This window comes from Erysipelothrix inopinata (assembly GCF_014396165.1).
Lineage (GTDB): Bacteria > Bacillota_I > Bacilli_A > Erysipelotrichales > Erysipelotrichaceae > Erysipelothrix > Erysipelothrix inopinata.
The window spans coordinates 1,868,519-1,889,617 of the sequence record NZ_CP060715.1 but is presented as its reverse complement, the minus strand read 5'-3'; the positions used below and the strand labels follow the sequence as shown (position 1 = coordinate 1,889,617).

The window sequence follows — 21,099 nt, the reverse complement described above, 5'->3', positions numbered from 1 at the left end:
AAAAGAATCAGTAGCGCATTATTGCGGTACTGATTCTTTTTAGTTTTTATTGCCGGATTTTAAGACAACGATAACAGTTTCAGGATTAGAGAATAGTCTGAGTTCTGGATCATCAAGTCCAAGTCCTGAAGTAATAATGAGTGGGGTGTCATTGACTTTAGAGATTCGTTTGTAGTGCTTTGGTGAATCCAAAATAGGTCCAACAAACGGAATTACAACACGTCCACCCAACGATTTTCCAGCAAGAAATAAATCAATATAGTTACTGGAAAGGCTATCAATAATATCGGGGTTATGAGCAAACACAATATCGAATAGCTCAGAGTCATCTTCGGTTAAGATGGAATCTAAACTTTCTTTATTAAGAGTGTTTGAATCTAAACCCGTTAGCTTAATTCGAGCGTCATCACCATTATGAATGGTCAGAGCTTGATTGCTCAAGACTCTAAAATCAGCTTTATTAAGGATGTTTTGTGAAGTCTCAAATGAAAGTTCATAGTCCTTATTACCAAGGACTGCAAATTTTCCTAGTTTAGACTTCATTGATTTGAATAATGCAGTATACTCATTTCCTTGCTCTTCAGTAGGAATCGTATCGAAGAGATTCCCATTAAAAATAATAATATCGGGATTGAAATCATTGATTGATTCAATGGCTTGTTTCAAATGTTCAGTATCACCATAAATATCTGAAAAGAAAGCAATTGAGACATTATTAAATTGTTCGGGTATTTTTTCGGATTGAACCGTTTCGATTCTTAATTTATATCGATTCGGGGCAAACTGAGTCATCTCAAAAAACAGATAGGTTGATATTAAAGCCAGAACCAAGACAAAGATAATGCGACGTTTATGCTTCTTCATTTACTTTTGGAGCTTTTTTCTTCGGCTGTTTTGGTTTATTAGCCTTAGGTTTTTGCTCAGCTGCATCTTTAGTTTTATTTTGTTTTGGTTTTGTTTTTGGCTTGTTTTGTTTTTGAGGTTTTTCATTAACTTTTGGAAGCGGTGTATCACTTCTTTGGTTTAAGATAACTGGAATAACAAGGGGATTTCTTTGTGTGTGTTTGTATAAGAATGGTTCAAGAGAGCCGCGGATTGTGTTTTTAATTTCTCCGAAAGTAACTTTCTTTTGCATTTTTTTCTTAAGTGCATCGTAAACGACTTGTTCAGCTTCTTTTAGAAGTGTTTGGTTTTCTTTAATAAAGACAAACCCACGGCTTACAATACTTGGTTTACATAGAATCTTATTTTGACGAGAGTCGATGGTTACGACAACTGAGACAAGGCCACTATCAGATAAAATTTTACGGTCTTTAATAACTGCAGTTGAGAGGCCTGTTTGATCATTACCATCAACATAGATGTCGTCTGCTTGAAGTCTCAAGTCGGTTTGATATGCTTTCTCGTTTCGAAGTGCGATAACATCACCGTTTGAACATACAAACACATTTTCCTCAGGAACTCCAGTTTCAATAGCAGTTTGTTTGTGAGTTTTCAACATCTTGTACTCACCGTGCATTGGCATAAAGTACTTTGGTTTAATCAATTGCAACATCAGTGTTTGTTCATCTTTAGAAGCATGACCTGTTGTATGAAGTGAGTTAAGTGGTGAGTTTGTAAGAACTTTAGCACCTGCTCGTGTCAATTGGTTTACAACATGAGATACGCTTGTTGCGTTCCCAGGGATTGGACTGGATGAGAAGACCACAGTATCGCCAGGCATAATATTAATTTGACGGTGAGTTCCATTTGCAATTCGACTCAACGCAGCAAGAGGTTCTCCTTGGCTACCTGTACAGATAATACAAGCTTTTTCAGCAGGGAGTTTGCTTAATTGATGGGCATTCACGAAGTTTTTATCGGAAGCTTCAATATGTCCGAGTTTACGAGCAATTCCAACAACGTTTTCCATTGAACGTCCAAAAATTGCGATTTTGCGATCGGATGCAATCGCTGCTTCGATAATTTGTTGAACACGATAGACGTTTGAAGCGAATGTCGCAATGATAATGCGTCCATCTGCTTTTTTAAAGATACGGTTGATTTCTTTAGCAACATCACGTTCACTAATGGAAAAGCCACTTACTTGAGCATTTGTTGAATCGCTCATGAGAAGTGTTACACCGATTTCTCCCATATAGGACATAATTTGGTAACTTGGATTTTCACCAACTGGTGTCAAGTCAAATTTAAAGTCACCTGTCGATACGATACGTCCGTTTGGTGTATTGACTAAAACGCCGAGTGCATCAGGAATCGAGTGCACAACGTTAAAGAACCCAATCACGAAATGTTTTGTTTTAACTGTTGAATCTGCGTTAATTTCGATGATTTTATGTTTTGTACGGATCTTGCGTTCCTCAAGTTTTCTTTCAATTTGAGCTTTCGCAAATTTAGGTGCATAAATGTTAGGAATATTTACACGTTGTAATAAGAAGGGGATGCCTCCTATATGGTCTTCGTGACCGTGAGTAATAATTAATGCTTTAATTTTCTTTTGATTAGCAATGAGATGTGAAAAATCGGGGATTACATAGTCAACACCCAATAAATCATCTTCTGGGAACATAACACCTGCATCGATAATGATGATTTCATCGTCGTTTTCAATACAGTACATATTTTTCCCGACTTCATTGAGACCCCCAAGTGCATAGACGAGGGTATCAGATTTTTTTATTTTAAAATTAGTTTCTGTCATAATGACTCCTATTCTATAATTTTAAGACCCTCTTCAGCTACCCAGAGATTATTTTGATCGATGTGATCATAAAAGAGTACGCCGTTTAAATGGTCTATTTCATGTTGTAATACTATTGCGAGCATGTCTTTAGCGACAATTCGCACATCTTTTTTTGTAATATAATCGTAAGCTTCGATCGTGATGCGTTGTGCACGACGAACAAGGCCAGGGTGTTCTTCACTAATGGATAAACATCCTTCGCCATATGATAACGCTGCTTGCTTCACAGCATGTGACACGATTTTCGGATTAATAAGTGCATAAGACACTTCAGTAACGCCACCATCTTTGGTTGGAACTTCCACAACAACGACTGTCATTTGTTTTGAAATACCGATTTGTGGTGCTGCAATACCATTGGCAGGTTGTAAATTGTACTTTTCAGCCAATTCGTCGTCCCTTGAATCGTTAACATATTGAATCATAGCTTCAATAGCTTCAATATCATCAGATTGCAAAGGAAAAGATACCCACTCTGCTTTTTGACGCAGAACAGGGTTTGGGTCTTGGACAATATTGTCCATAGTGATTCTATTCATAGGTTGCCTCTATTTCTAATAAACATTAAAAAAATATATTATGAGATATTATTTACAAAGATGTAAAACAAACTCTTTATAGTATATTAACGCATTTCTGACTTTTTTGGAAGTCTTTCGCCATTTTTATGGTATTATATGGCTATGAAAAAAAATAAGATTTCTTTAAAAATGCCGACAGGTTATAGTAAATTAATTCATGCAACGATTCTTGCATTGAATCTTTTTGGTGTGGTAATGATTATTTCAGCAAGTATGAGTACAACATCAACCACTCAATCTTTAATGATAGCGGGAATCAAAGAATTTATCTTTGTAATAATATCTTATATCTTAATGGTTTTCGTTGCTCGTAACTTTTCAATGAAGTTATTTGGTAAATATTTCTATTTTATATTAGGAATTACAGCGGTTATGCTCTTTGTTCCACTGGCCTTCTCAGGAGTTAATGGTGCAAAAGCATGGATTCAACTTCCGTTTATGACGATTCAACCGAGTGAGTTCACGAAGATTATTGTTATTCTGACTGTTGCTTATACGTTAGGTGATAAGCGAGGGGAAAGAGATAAGAAGTGGTGGCAACTCTTAATGGTTCCAGTCTTATTTATTCTATTTGCTGTAGGGGTTATTACAGTCTTGCAGTCTGATTTGGGGTCAGCGGTTGTAATCTTGGGGATTGGTTATCTCTGTATTCTCGTTCCATCGAATTCAAAACTTACGAAGACGCAAAAATGGATGTTTGGATTGCTTCTCTTCGCATTCGCATTCCTGTTCTTTATCGATACACCCTTTGGGTTTAAAATGATTGAAAGTATCTTTACGAAGATTGGGAAGCCTTATATGCTAGCGCGTTTTCAAACAAGTGCGGATCCACTTCACGATATTTATGGTAATAGTATGCAAATCTTTTATGGTCTTGTATCAATGACTAAAGGGGGTTGGTTTGGTTTAGGATATGGTAATAGTTTGATGAAATACGGCTATATTCCAGAAGCAAACACTGACTTCATCTTAGCCATCGTAATTGAAGAATTAGGGATTGTTGGATTTGGAATTATCATTGTTGGCTACGGTATCCTAATCTATAATATGTTTAAATATGCATTCAAAGTCAAAAGCGAAAAAGATAAAATTATACTCGTGGGTACCGCGGCGTATATCATGATTCACTTCTTCTTTAATGTGGGTGGTTTATCAGCCTTTATTCCGTTAACAGGTGTTCCGTTACTTTTCATCTCATCTGGAGGATCCAGTCGTCTTGCAATAATGATTGCGATTGGATTGGTTCAAAATGTAATTGCACGATACCATCGTGAACAAACACTTGCTAAACAAAAAAAGGTGGTACAACAATGAGAGTAATTGCCGGAAAATACGGATCACGAAATATTGAAACTTTAAAAGGAATGACAACGCGTCCTACATCTGACAAAGTTCGTGCAGCAATTTTTAGTAAAATTGGACCCTACTTTAATGATGAAACCTTTCTCGATGTTTTTGGAGGAAGTGGGGCAATGTCACTCGAAGCTTTAAGTCGCGGTATGAAACGCGTAACCATTCTTGAAAAAGATATTCGCGCTTCAAAGATGATTCAAAAAAATATAGATGCTTTCAATGAAAATGAAAACTGTCAACTTATTAAAGGAGACAGTCTAAAAATACTTGAACAATTACCACAAACATTTGATTATATCTTTATCGACCCTCCGTATGCATATGAACATACAGAGACAATCATTAAGATGATTATAGATAATCAAATTGTCGAAGAGTCGGGGCTTATAATCGTTGAAACAGATTTAAGATATGATCTTCCAGAAAAAATCTCAGGATTTGGTTGTGTTAATTTAAAAAAATATAGTAAAACAGTTGTAAGATATTATGAAAAGGGGTAACCCTTTTTGTTTATATTGTATTAAAGATATGATACACTTGAAAAGAACGTGACATAAGTGTAAGAAATAAGTGAATAAATTTATATATAATAGAAACGATTAGAGGGTAATGTATGGAAGATTATGTATTAAAAGTTAATGAAGACGGAAGCAAAATAATGCTCCGAGATACTCAAGAATTAATCTTGAAAATTCTCTTGGATTTTGATGCAATTTGTAAAAAACATGATATTGAATATTCACTTGGTTATGGTACAGCACTTGGAGCACATCGCCATAAAGGATTTATTCCTTGGGATGATGATGTAGATGTTATGATGGACTACGAAAACTACGACAAACTTTTAATTGCTTTGAGTGAAGAAATAACGGATGAAAGTTCATATTATTATCACTGTTTTGAAAATGACACTCGTTATAATGTAACTATCCCTGCATTAAAATTTAGAATGAAGGGTACTTACATCAAAGAACAAAATTACTTACTTCGAAATAAATGTGATGGAGATGGATTATTTATTGATATCTTTATTATCTCGCATGTCTCTACAAAGAAATGGGTTCAACAATCAAAAATTGCTTACTCCATTTTCTTGATGGGATTGCTTGTTTTCATTGAAAACATTGGGATTAATCCCGTCGCATTAAAACGTCACTATGTTAATAGAGCGCGTCGCTACAATGACAAGAATCAGAAAGCAAATTCACCTTATGCTGCCATTGCAATTACATGGCCGTATGAAGGTATTAAAGATCGACGCATTCAATTCACAGATTATTTCCCTCCGGTAGACGGTGTCTTTGAAGGACATGTCCTTCCTGTACCCGGTAACCAACATGAATTTTTAGTTGCGAATTATGGTGAACACTACGAAGAGTTACCACCTGAAAGAGCACGTAAACCCAAACACATTGATGATATTAAACTATAGGATCGTGAAATTATGGAATCAAAACATCGCGGATTAACGCAACAACAAGTACAAGAACAAATTGATTTGGGACATGTTAATACCATTCCCAAACAGAAAAATAAAAGTGACCTGCAAATTGTATTGGGTCATACTTTTAATCTGTTCAATCTTTACAATGTTATCATTGCAGGATTCTTAATCGCGGTTCAAGAATATTTATCTGTATTCTTTCTCAATGTTATTATTATGAACATTGGGATTCGTTCCTATCAAGAAATTAGATCGAAGAAAATCGTTGAAAATCTAAATATCTTAATTGCGGCTGATACAAAAGTTATCCGTGATGGTAAACTGATAAAAATATCGCCGGAAGAAGTGGTGTTGGGTGATTATCTTTATTTACAAATTGGAGATCAAGTAGCAGCAGACTCTGTTGTCGTTGAAGACAATGTTGAAATGAATGAGTCACTCCTTACTGGAGAGTCTGAAGCTGTCATGAAATACCCTGGTTCTGAACTGCTATCGGGAAGCTTTGTGACATCAGGAACATGTGTCGCTCAGGTTGTTCGTGTCGGTAAGGATTCCTTTGCACAAAAGATTACCGTTGAAGCACGACAACATGAACCTGTTAAATCGGAATTAATGGAAGCATTTATGCGTGTCACACGTTGGTGCGTTCGTATAGTTCTCCCAATTGGTATCATTCTTGTGTTCCAATCTATGGTCATTCGTGGCGAAAGCCTTCGATTCACAGTGTTATCAACGTCGACTGTATTGTTGGGACTTTTACCAAAAGGTCTTATTCTCTTGACGAGCCTGTCGTTTGGAGTCAGTGTTTTCAGATTAGGAAAACAGCGAACGCTTGTTCAGGAAATATACTCAATTGAAACATTATCGAAAGTTGATGTCCTATGTATTGATAAGACTGGGACGTTAACAAAGGGCGAAATGGCAGTCGAGAAGATTATCAATGTTGAATCTTTAGAGTCCGTCAGTGATATGATGTCACGATATATGAGCAACACCCGTGATACAGACTTCACAACCCTTGCGATGAAGAAATATGTGGAAACAGATCATACATCTGAACCATCACACACGACACCGTTCTCTTCTTCAAGAAAATGGGGTTCCATGTGCTTTGATGATTTAGGAACTATCTTTGTTGGAGCGCCTGAATTTTTAATTCCGAACTACATCCTGCCTGATGAAGCTTTAAACTATCAATCACAGGGTGCTCGAGTGCTTTTATTGGCATTCACTCCTGAGTTTATCCGTTCAACAGATAAACCAACAAGTCTCAAACCTTACGGAGTTATCATCATATCGGATCCAATTCGTGAAGATGTGTATGATGCACTCGACTTCTTTAAAAACAATGAAGTCATCGTTAAAGTTATTTCGGGAGACAACATTAAGACACTTACCGCTGTCGCTTCTAAAACAGGAATTATCAATGGGCACCGTGCTTATGATGTGAGTGAGTGTACTACGGATGAAGAATTAGAATATGCTGTTATGAACTATAATGTTATAGGTCGTGCTTCACCATATCAAAAACAAACTATGGTTAAGCTTCTTCAGAAAAATGGAGAACGTGTTGCGATGGTAGGAGATGGGGTTAATGATGTTCTTGCGCTTCGTTCAGCGGATTGTTCGATCGCCATGGGTGGCGGTAGCGAAGCAGCCCGCCAAGCAGCGCAAATCATTCTCTTAGATAACGAATTTAAAACAATGGTTGATGTTGTCATGGAAGGGCGACTCGTTACAAATAACATTTCGCGATCGGCGTCAATGTATTATCTTGGAACGTTACTTACATTCTTATTAGCCATCGTATCAATCGTAATGAATACATCGTATCCATTTACACCACTACAAATTTCAGTAATGAGTATGTTTGTAGAAGGAATGCCATCAACGTTTGTGACATTTGAAAGTAATTATACGAAACCTAAAGGCAATATTATGGTAGAAATATGTCGGAATATTATTCCAAATGGTATGACAATGGCTACCTTATTTGTCATCATCTTACTCTTACCATTGCCACTACCCGTAAGACATACAATGATTTACTTTGTAACAGTGTACTTATCATTTATGTTAGTAGTACGTGCGTTCCATCCAATGGATCTTAAGCGTGTCGGAGTCCTTCTCTTATCTAGCTTTTGCTTGATTAGTGTTTGTTACGTCTTCTATCGTCAGTTAATGCTCGTACACCTTAATCCAATTGAAACACAGTTATGTATTGCACTGACAGCGCTAAGTACTGTAATCTTGTTGTTATATCATAAAGTGTTTGAATCTTATCTTAAAACAAAGAATTATTTTCAATAAATGACTGGAGTAGGAATCACGATGATTTCTACTTTTTTCTTCACGATTTCACACAACGTAAAGCGCTTACATGTATAATGTTCGTATAGAGGAGGAATAAAAATCTATGCAATTTGTGTATATGTTTAGTGAAGGTAATGCAGCAATGCGTGATGTCCTTGGTGGTAAAGGCGCAAATTTAGCGGAAATGACGCAATTAGGATTTCCTGTACCTCAAGGTTTCACTGTATCAACTGCAGCTTGTAATGATTATTACAAAGAAAACAAAGTAATTTCTAAGAGTATTCAAAAAGAAATATTTGAAAAACTCGCACGCTTGGAAGCAGTATCTAACAAGCAATTTGGGGGAACACATAATCCTCTATTAGTTTCAGTTCGAAGTGGTGCACGTGCATCCATGCCTGGAATGATGGACACTGTCCTTAATTTAGGACTAACTGATGACGTTGTGGAAGTTATGGCGCAAGATGATGCCAGAACAGCATTTGATTCATACAGACGTTTAATTCAGATGTATGCAGATGTTGTGAAAGAGATTGATAAGAAATATTTTGATCAAGAATTAGAGTTTGTTTTAAAAGAAACAGGCATTGACTCGGATCATGATTTGGATTTGGATGCTCTAAAGGGACTTGTACGTCGCTATAAAGTTATATATGAGTATCATGCAAATGAACCATTCCCTCAAGATCCACGAGTACAATTAATGGAAGCTATTGAAGCTGTCTTCCGTTCATGGAATAATCCTCGTGCAATTTATTACCGTAAGATGCATGATATTCCTGAATCGTGGGGAACGGCTGTAAATATTCAGGAAATGGTCTTTGGAAACAAGGGGGAAGGTTGTGCAACGGGTGTTGCTTTCTCACGTAACCCTGCTTCCGGAGAGAAGATGCTTTATGGTGAATTCTTATTTAATGCTCAAGGTGAAGATGTTGTGGCAGGAACTCATACGCCATTAACTATCGATCAACTTGAAAAAACAATGCCAGAAGCTTATCAAGAATTCTATGATTTATCTCAAAAATTAGAACATCATTATCGTGATATGCAAGATATGGAGTTTACGATTGAAAAAGGAAAACTCTTTATGTTGCAAACAAGAAATGGTAAACGTACAGCTCAAGCGGCAGTACAGATTGCTTACGATATGGTTGAGGAAGGTATTATCACCAAACAAGAAGCGATTAACCAATTGGATACGCAAATCCTTGAAGGGTTATTACATCCTCAATTTGATGAGAAAGCATTGTCAGTTGCGGATATGATTGCGAAGGGGCTTCCTGCATCACCAGGGGCTGCAAGTGGTGCCATTGTATTTGATGCAACTACAGCGCTTAAATACTTTGAAAAGGGAACACCATGTATCCTTGTGCGTCTTGAGACATCTCCTGAAGATATTGAAGGAATGCATGTATCAAGTGGTATTCTTACAAGTCGAGGTGGGATGACATCTCATGCAGCAGTTGTTGCGCGTGGTATGGGTAAATCTTGTATTGTAGGATGTAGTGAAGTTGCGGTCAAAGAAAATAAAACAGCAATCATAAAAGGTAAAACTTATCGTGAAGGAGATCTTATCTCCATTGATGGTAGCACAGGCTTTGTATATGAAGGACGTATTGGAACTCAACCAGGACTCTTGTCGGATGAGTTTAAAACATTACTTACATGGGCAGATGAACTGGCTACCGTAAAAGTATATACAAATGCGGATACACCAAAAGATGCTGCAAAAGCATTGGAATACGGTGCACGAGGCATTGGTCTTATTCGAACAGAACACATGTTCTTTGAAAAGAATCGAATCCGTGCTATGCGCGAAATGATACTCAGTCAAACGACAGTTCAACGTGAAAAAGCACTCGAAAAACTCTTGCCAATTCAACGTCAAGACTTCGTAGATATCTTTAGTGTCATGAAAGAGTTACCCGTAACCATTCGTTATCTCGATCCACCACTTCATGAATTTATGCCAACGACAACTCAAGAAATTGAGGAATTGGCAAGTATCATGTCAATGGGGGTATCTGATATTAAAACTGTCATTCGTTCTTTACACGAATATAACCCAATGATGGGTCATCGTGGTTGCCGTCTTGCTATTAGTTATCCTGAAATTGCGATGATGCAAACACGGGCTATTATTGAAGCTGCACTAGAAGTGAAGAAAACAGAAGGTTACGATGTGCAACCTGAAATCATGATTCCTCTAGTAGGAGATGTGAAAGAATTTAATTTCCTAGCGATGAGAATTCGTGAATTAGCAGATAAAATTATTAATGAGCATGAGTTATCGCTCAACTATCGTGTTGGAACGATGATCGAGTTACCAAGAGCTTGTGTCATGGCAGATCAAATTGCGAAAAGTGTTGATTTCATTTCGTTTGGAACCAATGACCTTACTCAAATGTCATTTGGATTCTCTCGTGATGATGCCGGTGAATTCTTAAGAGATTATGATCGATTGGGAATCATTACAAAGGATCCTTTTGCTTCGTTAGACACTGAAGGTGTTGGGCAACTCATTGAGCTTGCTTATCATAAAGCACGTTCAATAAAACCTGACATTAAAATTGGTGTCTGTGGTGAGCACGGTGGTGATCCACGTTCTATCGAATTCTTTAAGAAGTTGGGATTTAATTACGTGTCTTGTTCACCGTTTAGAGTTCCAATTGCTCGAATTTGTGTAGCACAAACTAAATAACATTTAATTGACTGCAATTAAAACTCTGATTCAAAAATCTAGAGTCGTTGCAGTCAATTTTATTAAACGGTAAAATAGTATAAATAAAAGAAAGAAGGAAAAATCTATGACGTTTCAAAATCGGTACTTAGAGTTAGTAAAAGAACTTGAAACGCATTCTCCAAAAGTTGATGTTTATTATGAATTATCGCGATTGAAGGATGAATTGGAACTTGACGGCACAGATAACGATACACTCAATAATACTTATTTATCCCTGAAGATGTATCACTCAGCATATAAGTTGCTTGGAAAGACTATAAATAAACAAGATACAAGCAATATGAAGACGTATACGAAAATTGCAGGTTTGAACAAAAATTATGGAAATCTTCTGTCCAAGTACATCGAGACAGAAGAGGAAATAAAGAACAAAAATTTGCGTTACCAGATTCCAACATTTAAATATCATCCCAATCCTTTACGAACAGGTGCTTTTGAAATACTTGATGAGTCGGAAGTATGTCCGGCATGTACCAAAGAAACGATGGTAATCTATTCGAGTATGCCTTACTGCATTGAGAATGTTGAACATATTTGTCCTGGGTGTATTGCGGATGGAACTGCTGCCTTAAAATATAAGGCTACTTTTTCTCAAAGTGCAGAATCCAATGAGCTGATCGATAAAGAGAAATACAGCGAGTTATTTGAAAGAACTCCAGGTTATATTAGTTGGCAAGGAGAAAACTGGTTGACGTGCTGTGATGATTATTGTGCTTATTTAGGAACTGTCGGAACTGAAGAGTTAGAAGACATGGATATCGCGGATGAAGTTATTGAAGCTTATGAAAGACGAAATGAATATGAAGATATTCGACCTTATCTTACAAAGGATGGTCATCTTTGTGGTTATCTGTTTCGTTGCTTAAAGTGTCATAAATATCATCTTTGGGTTGATGCAAGTTAAAACATACAAAGTAAAAGCTGTAGTGAATGATATTAAGTTCACTACAGCTTTTATTGTTACCAGACAGCAAGATATCCATCAGATCTTGGTTCGGTTCCTCCGACAAGAACACCGTCTTTGTTTCGGATGATTATTTGACCTCTACCTAACATGATTGTTTCATTGAGGACTTCAATTTCATGACCTCGTCGCATCAATGCTTCGGTGATGTGAAATGGAAGTGCATGTTCAACTTGAACTTTTTTACCACTAACCCATTGCCAGCGAGGAGCATCTAATGCATCCTGAGGATTAAGATGGAAATCAACCATACTACTTACGACCTGCATATGTGCTTGAGGTTGCAAGGGGCCACCCATAACACCAAAAGGTCCGACTGGTTGATTATCTTTGGTAATGAATCCAGGAATAATGGTATGAAGTGGACGTTTACCGGGTTTTAATTCGTTGGGGTGGTTGGGTTCAAGGGTGAATTGACAGCCTCGATTGTGGAGGCTAATGCCGTATCCTGGGACTACTGCACCTGAACCAAACCCGGTGTAGCAACTTTGAATAAACGAAACCATGTTGCCATCTTTATCAGCGGTTGAAAAATATACAGTACCTGCTTTATCAAGCTCACCAGGACTTGGCGTCAAGGATTCACCTTCTTGGATAAGGGCGGCTCTTTGTTTTGCGTATTCCTTGGAAATTAGTGTATCAACATCAGCGCGCATTGATGAAGGTTCACCAATATAAGCCATACCATCTGAAAATGCAAGTTTCATCGCTTCGATTTGATAGTGATAGGTATCTGTTTCTTCTTTACCTTTCAAGTCGAAATTTTCAAGGATGTTGAGTGCCATAAGGGCCATGATTCCGATGCCATTGGGAGGGAGTTCCCATACATCGTAGCCACGATAATTTACGCTGAGAGGCTTAACCCATTCTACTTGATGGTTTGCAAGGTCTTCTTTGCGAATGAAACCTCCATGTTCACGTGAGAATGCATCGATTTCATCAGCGATTGCTCCTGTATAAAATGATGCGGCGTTTGTAGCGCCAATTTCACGAAGTGTTTTCGCATGTCCTTCTGATTTGAAAAGTTCACCAGCTTGAAGGGGATGCCCATTCGGACAGAAAGTATCGAACCATGTTTGAAGTACAGGGTAGTCTTTCAATGCATTGCTATATATTTTATAATAACGATTCCATAATCGGGAAACATTCACAGATACTGGGAAGCCTTCTTCGGCTAATTTTGCAGCGGGTTCTAAGACATCACTTAGGGGAAGCTTGCCAAAGCGTTCTGATAAAGCAGCCCAGCCGCTTGGAACACCTGGTACGGATACAGGATCCAAACCAAACTTTGTAATTTCTTTGTAACCTTTACTTTGGATGGCTTCAGAGGTCATTTTCAAGGGAGCAGCACCGCTTGCATTGAGGCCATACATTTCGCCTTCAATCCAAACAATTGCAAAGCAATCGCCCCCAATTCCGTTTCCAGAGGGCTCAACGACGGTGAGTGCCGCAGCGGTTGCTATCGCCGCATCAACGGCATTACCACCTTTTTTCATAATATCCAATCCGATTTGACATGCGAGCGGACTGGCGCTACCTACCATCCCGTTTTTTCCGTAAACGAGATTTCTACGAGAGGGGTAACGATACATATATGGATCAAATTTCATAATAACCTCCTAAATATAATTAACTAAGAAACTTGCGACAACAATCGATAAAGTTGTGACCGTAGCCATACCAGCAACAACATAACTTGGCATAATATGATCCAAGACAACTTGTTGTTCTGTTTCATCATCTGTAACTGATTTTGATATTTCTTGAGCAATCAAGTATGTTGCGGGAAAACCAAGATATTGACATAAAGAAATACCAAATGCGAGGTGCTTGGACTTAACCAATTTCCATCCCGGAAGTACAGAGAAGACGAGGTAAAGAACAAGAATTGTGACAGCGAGTGTAATAACGATATAAAAACCAAGAGTTCCCAAATCCGAGAGTTTAACCTTTGCAAGGGAAGGGAGGATTGAGACGTACACTAACATTGAGAAAAATCCGGATGATTTTCCTTTTTCGAGTATCTTGGCTGGAACCCATTTTTTATATCCGAGAATTGCTCCGAAAGCGAGTGCCCAAAGCGAATAATTAATACTTGGGAATATTTTGTTAAGGGAGACCGATAACCAAGCGAATAAAACACTAATCATTAGACACGTGAAATCAGTAAAATAACGTTCATGTGTTTGTGCGAATCCTGCTTTTTCAGTCATGTTCTCTTTAGCTACTGTTTGTTTTGGATTATTTCGATAATCATTAAGTACTGATTTTGCTTCTTTCATACCGACAAAGGATGCGGGATACGATCCGGCAAATTTCTTTACGGCATAAAGTATGGCTGCGAACACAGCAGCTATCTCTAAATTAGCTTGTGTTGCTGCTTGGGACATAATTTGTGTCGAAATAATACCGCCATTTAATACCGGAATTGCGACAATTGCGTTTTCTTTACCAATAACTGGGATTAATAATAAACATGCAAGACCCACAACCACCATGGATAATGCTGCTGTAACTACTGTTTTCCATTCCGCAATCAATTGTTTGAGATTTATCATGGTTCCCATGTGGAATATAAGGATGGCTGCAGCCATGCTCGCAAGTTGCGTTAATTTTGCCTTTTCCACGATATCTTCTGGAAAGATACCAAACATGAAACCAAGAAGAAATACCAGCATTACCACAAATACTGATGAAATCTTGGCTTTTGATAAAATACCAACCCAATCTCCAATCGCAAATACCATCATAATAATGGTAAAATAGAAGAAGCTATTGTCGATGACAAAGCTGTTCATAAAAACTTCCATATAAATCACTCCTTAATATATAATTTCCTTCTATGTTGAAGATGGTAACATAATTTAACACAAAGTGAAACAGTTTTCAGGTAAATATGTAAATATTTCAGAGGGTGTGAAAACAATTACAACGAAAGGTGGTCAAATCATGAATGCATTTAAGAATTGGAATACTCGAAAAAATCGAGAGTTCGTAATTCTGGCCTTGATTTTTGTAGGGGTCATTAATATCCTGCAAATCGGATGTTTAAGTCGGTTTGTATTTCATCTTCCATGTCCCTTTTGTGGAATGAGTCGTGCTTGGATTTCCTTTTTGAATTTAAACATCTCAGATGCTTTATACTTTCATCCACTCTTTTGGTTAGCGCCTTTGTATGTAATGGTTCTTGCGGATTGGATAAATTCGAAACGAAGCCAAAAGTTACTCTTTATATTAACGACTGTTTTTGTTGTCGTATTTCTTTATAGAGCCATATTTCTATACATCCCTTAATGAGCGTGATAAAATATACTTATAAAAACGGAAGGAGTGTTTCTATGACTGAATCTAACGATACAATGCGTGATTTACGCGAACGTGAAGTCCGTATGTTTTTAATGAATAACGGAAAGTATTTTGATAACGCACAAATTCCGTTTGTTCACAATCGACTAATGGGAATGACGGATCATCAATTTCTCTTTGCAATGTCTATGCAGTTTAAAGATCCGACGATGATGTTAATTGTCTCAATATTTTTTGGTGAGTTTGGGCTGGATCGATTCTTGATGGGAGATATCGGAATGGGATTACTTAAGTTGGTAACAGGTGGTCTGTGTGGTTTACTTTGGTTGATTGATATTTTCCAAATTCAAGGCCGTGTACGTGATTATAATTTGAACCAATTATTGATGATATAGTAAGAAGTTGAATGCAACTTCTTTTTTTTTAGGAACCTATGAGGACATGCGTACTTAGAGGTGTGACATAAAAGGAAGGAAGATTTAATGGATTTAGTGTACCCAAGTAATGCTGTCCTGCTGGGACATGAAGAAATGATTGAGATTGGGGGAGGCTTTGATGCCGCAATTTTAGGAAAAAACCTTTATGGTCTGGCTAAAAAAAGTGCTGCTGTTTATACCATTGTGAATACAATAAGTAGAACTCTAGGTAAAACGAGCCCCTATGCACTCCAATATTTAAATGCTGGGAAAGGGTTACTTGTTCGAAATGTGGGTGGTAGTATCATGAATATTGCGAATACAATGGGTGGACCGATATTTTCGGGTATCGTAGGACTGGGTGCGGCATTTGTCGTTAATTACTTAGGAACGTATCGGAAATTTTATTGAAATGATTCATAAGTCGATTGTTTTAATAAGTTACGGTGTGACGATGTCTGTCTTGCTCTTGTCTCAAAATCAAATTCGAGCTTTCTATATTAACACAGGAATTCTTATTTTGATTCTGGGTATATTTTTATTGAAAGATTCATCTCAGTAGATTGAGCACCATTTAGGTGCTCTTTTCTATTTGTGGAAGTCGATTGAGTTGTGAATAGAAGATAATTTTTCACTTTTAGCACTAAACCCTTGACAGTGCTAAACGATTATTATACAATACTATTAGGCACAGAAAATGGTGCTTTCTAGGAGGCGAGAAACTATGTTGACACCGCGCAAAATAGAGATATTTAAAGCGATTGTTCAAGAGTTTATTAATACTGCTGAACCGGTTGGTTCAAAGACGTTAATTGATAAATTCAATTTACCTTACTCGTCTGCAACGATAAGAAATGAAATGTCGGACTTGGAAAAAATTGGGCTTCTTGAGAAAACACACACATCGAGTGGTCGTGTTCCTTCAACAAAAGGATATCAATTCTATGTTGAACATCTCATGGAAGATGAAAGCAATCAGGCTGTTGAATTAGCCATTGCTCAAATTTTCTCGGATCGACGTTTGGGTATTGAAGAAGCAATCCGTCAGAGTGGTGATATCATATCTCAAATGACGAAATTAACAACGGTTGTCTTAGGACCAAGTGCTATGGATGAAAAACTTCGTTCAGTACAATTGATTCCATTAAACGAGTTAAGTGCAATGGCAGTCTTTGTAACTGAAACAGGTCATGCAGAGCATCGTATCTTCAACTTTGAAACAGAAGTTACCGTTGAGGATATTGAGTCATGTACTTCAATCTTAAATGAGCGTCTTAAAGGAACAGTGCTTTCAGAAATCGTTGATAAGATGGAAGGTTTAAGACCTATCTTATCCGCAAGACTTGTACAGTATGAAGCATTGTTTGAGGCATTCGTAAATGCATTCGTTAAGTTTGCTCAAGATGAAGTCTATCTCAGTGGTGAGAAGAACATGTTGTATCAACCTGAGTTTGAGAATATAGGTAAATTAAGACAATTGATGGATATGCTAGAAAACAGTCAGTTATGGCGTGAAATTTCTGAAGGCCATAAACATACACCATTACAATCCAGTGAACATAGTGAAATGATCTGGCTTGATGATATGGCTGTTGTATCCAGTAAATTAACAACGATTGATGATGAAGAACATCAATTAATGGTTGTGGGACCGAGCCGTATGGAATATGGTCGTGTCGTATCACTCATGAACTATGTTTCAGAGATGGTTGAAGAAGTATATGGGAAAGGTGGTCAGGATGAGCGACAAGAAGATAAATGACAACGAAAAACTTGAAGAAGTTGTGGTCGAGGAAGTCCTTGATGAAAATTGTGAACCTGAAGTAGAAACAGAAGATTCTCAAGATTCACTAGAACAAGAAAATAAAAAGTTAAAAGAAGAAATTGAAACGCTAAAAAATGACTATTTGAAGGCATTTGCAGATACAGAAAATCTTAAGAAGCGTCTTCAAAGAGAACATGAACAAACACGGAAATACCGAATTCAATCCTTTGCATTAAGTATTTTGCCAGTGATTGATAACTTGGAACGCGCACTCTCGCAAGAAACTTCGGATGAAGCATTCCGCGAAGGTGTCCAAATGATTTATGATCAATTAATGGATTCATTAAAATCAGAAGGTGTTACACCAATTGAGGCATTGAATCATGAATTTGATCCCAATATCCATCAAGCAATGATGATGGAAGAAATTGAAGGCGTTGAACCTAATATTGTGGTTCAAGAACTTCAAAAAGGTTATATGTTAAAAGATCGTATCTTACGAGCAAGTCTCGTTAAAGTAAGCCAATAGGAGGATATATATTATGAGTAAAGTTATTGGAATCGACTTAGGAACTACAAACTCAGCTGTTGCTGTTATGGATGGCGGAGAAGCTAAAGTTATTACAAACCCAGAAGGAAATCGTACAACACCTTCTGTAGTAAGTTTTAAAAATGGAGAACGTATTGTTGGGGACGCTGCAAAACGTCAAGTTGTTACAAACCCTAACTCAGCAATCTCAGTAAAACGTTTAATTGGTACAAACAAAAAAATTACACTTGAAGGAAAAGATTATACAGCTGAAGAAATCTCAGCAATGATTCTTTCATACATGAAATCATATGCAGAAGAATATCTTGGAGAAAAAGTAACCAAAGCAGTTATTACTGTTCCAGCATATTTCAATGATGCACAACGTCAAGCTACAAAAGACGCAGGTAAAATTGCAGGACTTGAAGTAGAACGTATTATTAACGAACCAACAGCAGCTGCACTTGCATTTGGTATCGATAAAACAGATCAAGAACAAAAAGTATTAGTATTTGACCTTGGTGGTGGTACATTCGACGTTTCTATCCTAGAACTAGCTGATGGAACATTCGAAGTATTATCTACAGCAGGAGATAACGAACTTGGTGGTGATGACTTTGACCACATTATCGTTGATTACCTTGTAGACATGTTTAAAAAAGAAAACGGTGTTGACTTAAGCAAAGATAAAATGGCTATGCAACGTCTAAAAGAAGCTGCTGAAAAAGCTAAAAAAGATTTATCAGCTACAGTATCCGCTTCAATTTCACTACCATTTATCTCAGCTGGTGAAGCAGGACCATTACACTTAGAAACAACATTAACACGTGCTAAATTTGATGAAATGACAAAATCACTTGTAGAACGTACATTAATTCCTGTTCGTCAAGCTCTTAAAGATGCTGGACTAACACGTAATGATATTCATCAAGTATTATTAGTTGGTGGATCAACACGTATTCCTGCAGTCGTTGAAGCAGTTAAAAAAGAACTTGGTAAAGAACCAAACAAATCAGTAAACCCTGATGAAGTTGTAGCAATGGGTGCTGCAATTCAAGGTGGTGTTATCTCTGGTGATGTTAAAGACGTATTACTCTTAGACGTTACACCATTGTCATTAGGTATTGAAACAATGGGTGGTGTGATGACAACACTTATTGAACGTAATACTACAATTCCTACATCAAAATCACAAGTGTTCTCTACAGCTGCAGATAACCAACCAGCAGTAGACATTAACGTTCTTCAAGGAGAACGTCCAATGGCAAAAGATAACAAAGAATTAGGACTCTTCAAACTTGATGGTATTGCTCCAGCTCGTCGTGGTGTTCCTCAAATCGAAGTTACCTTTGATATTGACGTAAACGGTATTGTAAACGTATCTGCATCTGATAAAGGTACAGGTAAGAAACAATCAATCACTATCTCAAACAGTTCAGGATTAAGTGAAGAAGATATTGAACGTATGGTTCGCGAAGCTGAAGAAAATGCTGAAGCAGATGCAAAAGTTAAAGAAGAAATCGAATTAAAGAACCGTGCAGAACAATTCATTCACCAAATTGATGAAACATTATCAAGTGAAGAAGCACCAATTGACGATGCTCAAAAAGAAGAAGTTACAAAATTACGTGACGAACTTCAAGCAGCATTGGATGCAAATGATATGGACACATTAAAAGAAAAACTTGATGCTCTTGAACAAGCTGCTCAAGCAATGTCACAAGCAATGTATGAACAAGCTGCTCAACAAGGTGATGCTGGACAAAGTGCATCCCAAGATGATACAGTAGTTGATGCAGAATTTGAAGAAAAGAACTAATTGCTTTAGCGGAGGTAGATTATGGCAAAAAAAGATTATTATGAAGTATTAGGAGTCAGTAAATCTGCCACCGATGCTGAAATTAAGAAAGCGTATCGTTCCTTAGCTAAAAAGTACCATCCTGATGTTAACAAAGAGGATGGTGCTGAAGCTAAGTTTAAAGAAGTACAGGAAGCTTACGATGTATTAAGTGATTCACAAAAACGTGGCACTTATGACCAATTCGGTCACGCAGCATTCGACCAAAATGGTGGAGCTGGTGGATTCAGCGGAGGTTTCGATGATTTCGGCGATATCTTTAGCTCGTTTTTCGGCGGCGGTGGACAATCCCGTAATCCTAACGCGCCTCAACAAGGTCAAGATCGTTTTATGAGCATGAAAATTGATTTTATGGAATCAATTTTTGGTGCGGAAAAGACGGTTCAACTTAATGTCGATGAGGAGTGTCATACATGCCATGGTTCAGGTGCACACAGCAAAGATGATATCAAAACATGTGCGCGATGTGGTGGTACAGGTCAAACTGTAACGCAACAAAGAACACCATTTGGTACATTCCAATCACAAACAGTATGCCCTGATTGTGGTGGTAAAGGTAAAACAATTACCAAGAAGTGTTCTGAGTGTCATGGTAAAGGATACAATACTAAGAAAGTGAATGTAGATATTAAGATTCCTGCTGGTATTGTTACTGGTCAACAACTACGTGTTGCTGGTAAAGGTGATCGTGGTATTAATGGTGGCCCTCATGGGGATCTATTTATCGAAATAATCGTAGGTACTCACAAACACTTTAGACGTGAAGGTAATGATATTCATATTCAAGTGCCGTTATCAGTTATTGATGCGACATTGGGTACGGAAATTGATGTTCCTACAGCTTATGGTGATGTGAAATTAACAGTGCCTGCTGGAACGCAACCAAATACTAAATTTAGATTGCGTGAAAAAGGTGTTAAAGATTTAAGAACAGGTCGCTTAGGTGATCAATATGTAGAAGTAAAACTTGAAGTTCCAACAAAATTATCACGTGCAGAACGTGAACAATATGAAGAACTAAGAGAAGTGAAAGGTGATTCCGTCTTTGACCGTTTTAAGAAGGCGTTTAAGTGATGCAAATCAC

At 37.4% G+C, this 21,099-nt stretch carries 18 protein-coding genes; 13 read left to right on the top strand and 5 right to left on the bottom strand.

Annotated features, from left to right (window positions below; translation table 11 throughout):
• Nucleotides 1–39: 39 nt before the first annotated feature.
• Genes H9L01_RS09160 through def form a run of 3 tightly spaced genes read right to left on the bottom strand, consistent with a single transcriptional unit; the run spans nt 40 to nt 3,282 of the window.
• Complete coding sequence (locus tag H9L01_RS09160; protein WP_187533654.1) at nt 40–864, bottom strand: metallophosphoesterase; 825 nt, start codon at nt 862–864, stop codon at nt 40–42.
• Nucleotides 851–2,701 (bottom strand): ribonuclease J1, encoded by a 1,851-nt coding sequence (gene rnjA / locus H9L01_RS09155; RefSeq protein ID WP_187533653.1) that lies wholly within the window; start codon nt 2,699–2,701, stop codon nt 851–853. The genes H9L01_RS09160 and rnjA overlap by 14 nt, the downstream gene beginning before the upstream one ends.
• An 8-nt stretch (nt 2,702–2,709) precedes the next feature.
• Nucleotides 2,710–3,282: a peptide deformylase gene (gene def, locus H9L01_RS09150; RefSeq protein ID WP_187533652.1), complete on the bottom strand. Its 573-nt coding sequence runs from the start codon at nt 3,280–3,282 to the stop codon at nt 2,710–2,712.
• Between the two features lie 144 nt (nt 3,283–3,426).
• On the opposite strand from def, the gene H9L01_RS09145 reads away from it, so the two are divergent.
• The 6 genes from H9L01_RS09145 (at nt 3,427) to H9L01_RS09120 (ending at nt 12,081) form a co-directional block, all read left to right on the top strand.
• Nucleotides 3,427–4,638, top strand: a complete 1,212-nt coding sequence (locus H9L01_RS09145) for an FtsW/RodA/SpoVE family cell cycle protein (protein WP_187533651.1) — start codon at nt 3,427–3,429, stop codon at nt 4,636–4,638.
• Nucleotides 4,635–5,177, top strand: coding sequence for a 16S rRNA (guanine(966)-N(2))-methyltransferase RsmD (gene rsmD / locus H9L01_RS09140; RefSeq protein WP_187533650.1), 543 nt, complete (start codon nt 4,635–4,637; stop codon nt 5,175–5,177). Before H9L01_RS09145 ends, rsmD begins: the two co-directional genes overlap by 4 nt.
• A 113-nt stretch (nt 5,178–5,290) precedes the next feature.
• Nucleotides 5,291–6,109, top strand: coding sequence for a LicD family protein (locus H9L01_RS09135; RefSeq protein ID WP_187533649.1), 819 nt, complete (start codon nt 5,291–5,293; stop codon nt 6,107–6,109).
• A gap of 12 nt (nt 6,110–6,121) precedes the next feature.
• Nucleotides 6,122–8,431, top strand: a complete 2,310-nt coding sequence (locus H9L01_RS09130) for an HAD-IC family P-type ATPase (protein WP_187533648.1) — start codon at nt 6,122–6,124, stop codon at nt 8,429–8,431.
• Between the two features lie 106 nt (nt 8,432–8,537).
• Entirely contained in the window at nt 8,538–11,135 is a 2,598-nt protein-coding gene (gene ppdK, locus H9L01_RS09125; RefSeq protein WP_187533647.1) for a pyruvate, phosphate dikinase, read from the top strand.
• Nucleotides 11,136–11,241: 106 nt separating this feature from the next.
• Nucleotides 11,242–12,081, top strand: a complete 840-nt coding sequence (locus tag H9L01_RS09120) for a CbrC family protein (RefSeq protein ID WP_187533646.1) — start codon at nt 11,242–11,244, stop codon at nt 12,079–12,081.
• A 56-nt stretch (nt 12,082–12,137) separates the two neighbouring features.
• Here H9L01_RS09120 and ggt read toward each other — a convergent pair whose 3' ends face one another.
• Both ggt and H9L01_RS09110 read right to left on the bottom strand, forming a co-directional pair.
• Entirely contained in the window at nt 12,138–13,751 is a 1,614-nt protein-coding gene (gene ggt, locus H9L01_RS09115; protein WP_187533645.1) for a gamma-glutamyltransferase, read from the bottom strand.
• 9 nt (nt 13,752–13,760) lie between these two features.
• Nucleotides 13,761–14,951: a hypothetical protein gene (locus H9L01_RS09110; protein WP_223151022.1), complete on the bottom strand. Its 1,191-nt coding sequence runs from the start codon at nt 14,949–14,951 to the stop codon at nt 13,761–13,763.
• A 64-nt stretch (nt 14,952–15,015) separates the two neighbouring features.
• On the opposite strand from H9L01_RS09110, the gene H9L01_RS09105 reads away from it, so the two are divergent.
• The 7 genes from H9L01_RS09105 to dnaJ all read left to right on the top strand — a co-directional run bounded on the left by H9L01_RS09105 (nt 15,016) and on the right by dnaJ (nt 21,089).
• A complete protein-coding gene (locus H9L01_RS09105; RefSeq protein WP_187533644.1) occupies nt 15,016–15,435 on the top strand; it encodes a DUF2752 domain-containing protein in 420 nt (139 codons plus the stop codon).
• Nucleotides 15,436–15,479: 44 nt separating this feature from the next.
• Nucleotides 15,480–15,842 (top strand): TM2 domain-containing protein, encoded by a 363-nt coding sequence (locus H9L01_RS09100; protein WP_223151021.1) that lies wholly within the window; start codon nt 15,480–15,482, stop codon nt 15,840–15,842.
• Between the two features lie 87 nt (nt 15,843–15,929).
• On the top strand, nt 15,930–16,274 hold the full coding sequence (locus H9L01_RS09095; protein ID WP_187533643.1) for a hypothetical protein: 345 nt from the start codon (nt 15,930–15,932) through the stop codon (nt 16,272–16,274).
• A gap of 313 nt (nt 16,275–16,587) precedes the next feature.
• Nucleotides 16,588–17,625 carry a heat-inducible transcriptional repressor HrcA gene (gene hrcA / locus H9L01_RS09090; protein WP_187533642.1) on the top strand — a complete coding sequence of 346 codons (1,038 nt, stop codon included), beginning with the start codon at nt 16,588–16,590 and terminating at the stop codon, nt 17,623–17,625.
• Complete coding sequence (gene grpE, locus H9L01_RS09085) at nt 17,603–18,157, top strand: nucleotide exchange factor GrpE (RefSeq protein WP_187533641.1); 555 nt, start codon at nt 17,603–17,605, stop codon at nt 18,155–18,157. The genes hrcA and grpE overlap by 23 nt, the downstream gene beginning before the upstream one ends.
• Before the next feature lie 13 nt (nt 18,158–18,170).
• Nucleotides 18,171–19,976 (top strand): molecular chaperone DnaK, encoded by a 1,806-nt coding sequence (dnaK, locus tag H9L01_RS09080; protein ID WP_187533640.1) that lies wholly within the window; start codon nt 18,171–18,173, stop codon nt 19,974–19,976.
• A gap of 21 nt (nt 19,977–19,997) precedes the next feature.
• Nucleotides 19,998–21,089, top strand: coding sequence for a molecular chaperone DnaJ (gene dnaJ / locus H9L01_RS09075; RefSeq protein ID WP_187533639.1), 1,092 nt, complete (start codon nt 19,998–20,000; stop codon nt 21,087–21,089).
• The last annotated feature ends 10 nt before the right edge of the window (nt 21,090–21,099 follow it).

Coding starts and splice junctions, on each gene's coding strand:
- def (WP_187533652.1), bottom strand. CDS start 3,282: ATGAATAGAATCACTATGGACAATATTGTCCAAGACCCAAACCCTGTT.
- dnaK (WP_187533640.1), top strand. CDS start 18,171: ATGAGTAAAGTTATTGGAATCGACTTAGGAACTACAAACTCAGCTGTT.
- H9L01_RS09120 (WP_187533646.1), top strand. CDS start 11,242: ATGACGTTTCAAAATCGGTACTTAGAGTTAGTAAAAGAACTTGAAACG.
- H9L01_RS09160 (WP_187533654.1), bottom strand. CDS start 864: ATGAAGAAGCATAAACGTCGCATTATCTTTGTCTTGGTTCTGGCTTTA.
- H9L01_RS09095 (WP_187533643.1), top strand. CDS start 15,930: ATGGATTTAGTGTACCCAAGTAATGCTGTCCTGCTGGGACATGAAGAA.
- H9L01_RS09100 (WP_223151021.1), top strand. CDS start 15,480: ATGACTGAATCTAACGATACAATGCGTGATTTACGCGAACGTGAAGTC.
- ppdK (WP_187533647.1), top strand. CDS start 8,538: ATGCAATTTGTGTATATGTTTAGTGAAGGTAATGCAGCAATGCGTGAT.
- dnaJ (WP_187533639.1), top strand. CDS start 19,998: ATGGCAAAAAAAGATTATTATGAAGTATTAGGAGTCAGTAAATCTGCC.
- H9L01_RS09135 (WP_187533649.1), top strand. CDS start 5,291: ATGGAAGATTATGTATTAAAAGTTAATGAAGACGGAAGCAAAATAATG.
- hrcA (WP_187533642.1), top strand. CDS start 16,588: ATGTTGACACCGCGCAAAATAGAGATATTTAAAGCGATTGTTCAAGAG.
- H9L01_RS09130 (WP_187533648.1), top strand. CDS start 6,122: ATGGAATCAAAACATCGCGGATTAACGCAACAACAAGTACAAGAACAA.
- rnjA (WP_187533653.1), bottom strand. CDS start 2,701: ATGACAGAAACTAATTTTAAAATAAAAAAATCTGATACCCTCGTCTAT.
- ggt (WP_187533645.1), bottom strand. CDS start 13,751: ATGAAATTTGATCCATATATGTATCGTTACCCCTCTCGTAGAAATCTC.
- H9L01_RS09110 (WP_223151022.1), bottom strand. CDS start 14,951: ATGGAAGTTTTTATGAACAGCTTTGTCATCGACAATAGCTTCTTCTAT.
- rsmD (WP_187533650.1), top strand. CDS start 4,635: ATGAGAGTAATTGCCGGAAAATACGGATCACGAAATATTGAAACTTTA.
- H9L01_RS09145 (WP_187533651.1), top strand. CDS start 3,427: ATGAAAAAAAATAAGATTTCTTTAAAAATGCCGACAGGTTATAGTAAA.
- grpE (WP_187533641.1), top strand. CDS start 17,603: ATGAGCGACAAGAAGATAAATGACAACGAAAAACTTGAAGAAGTTGTG.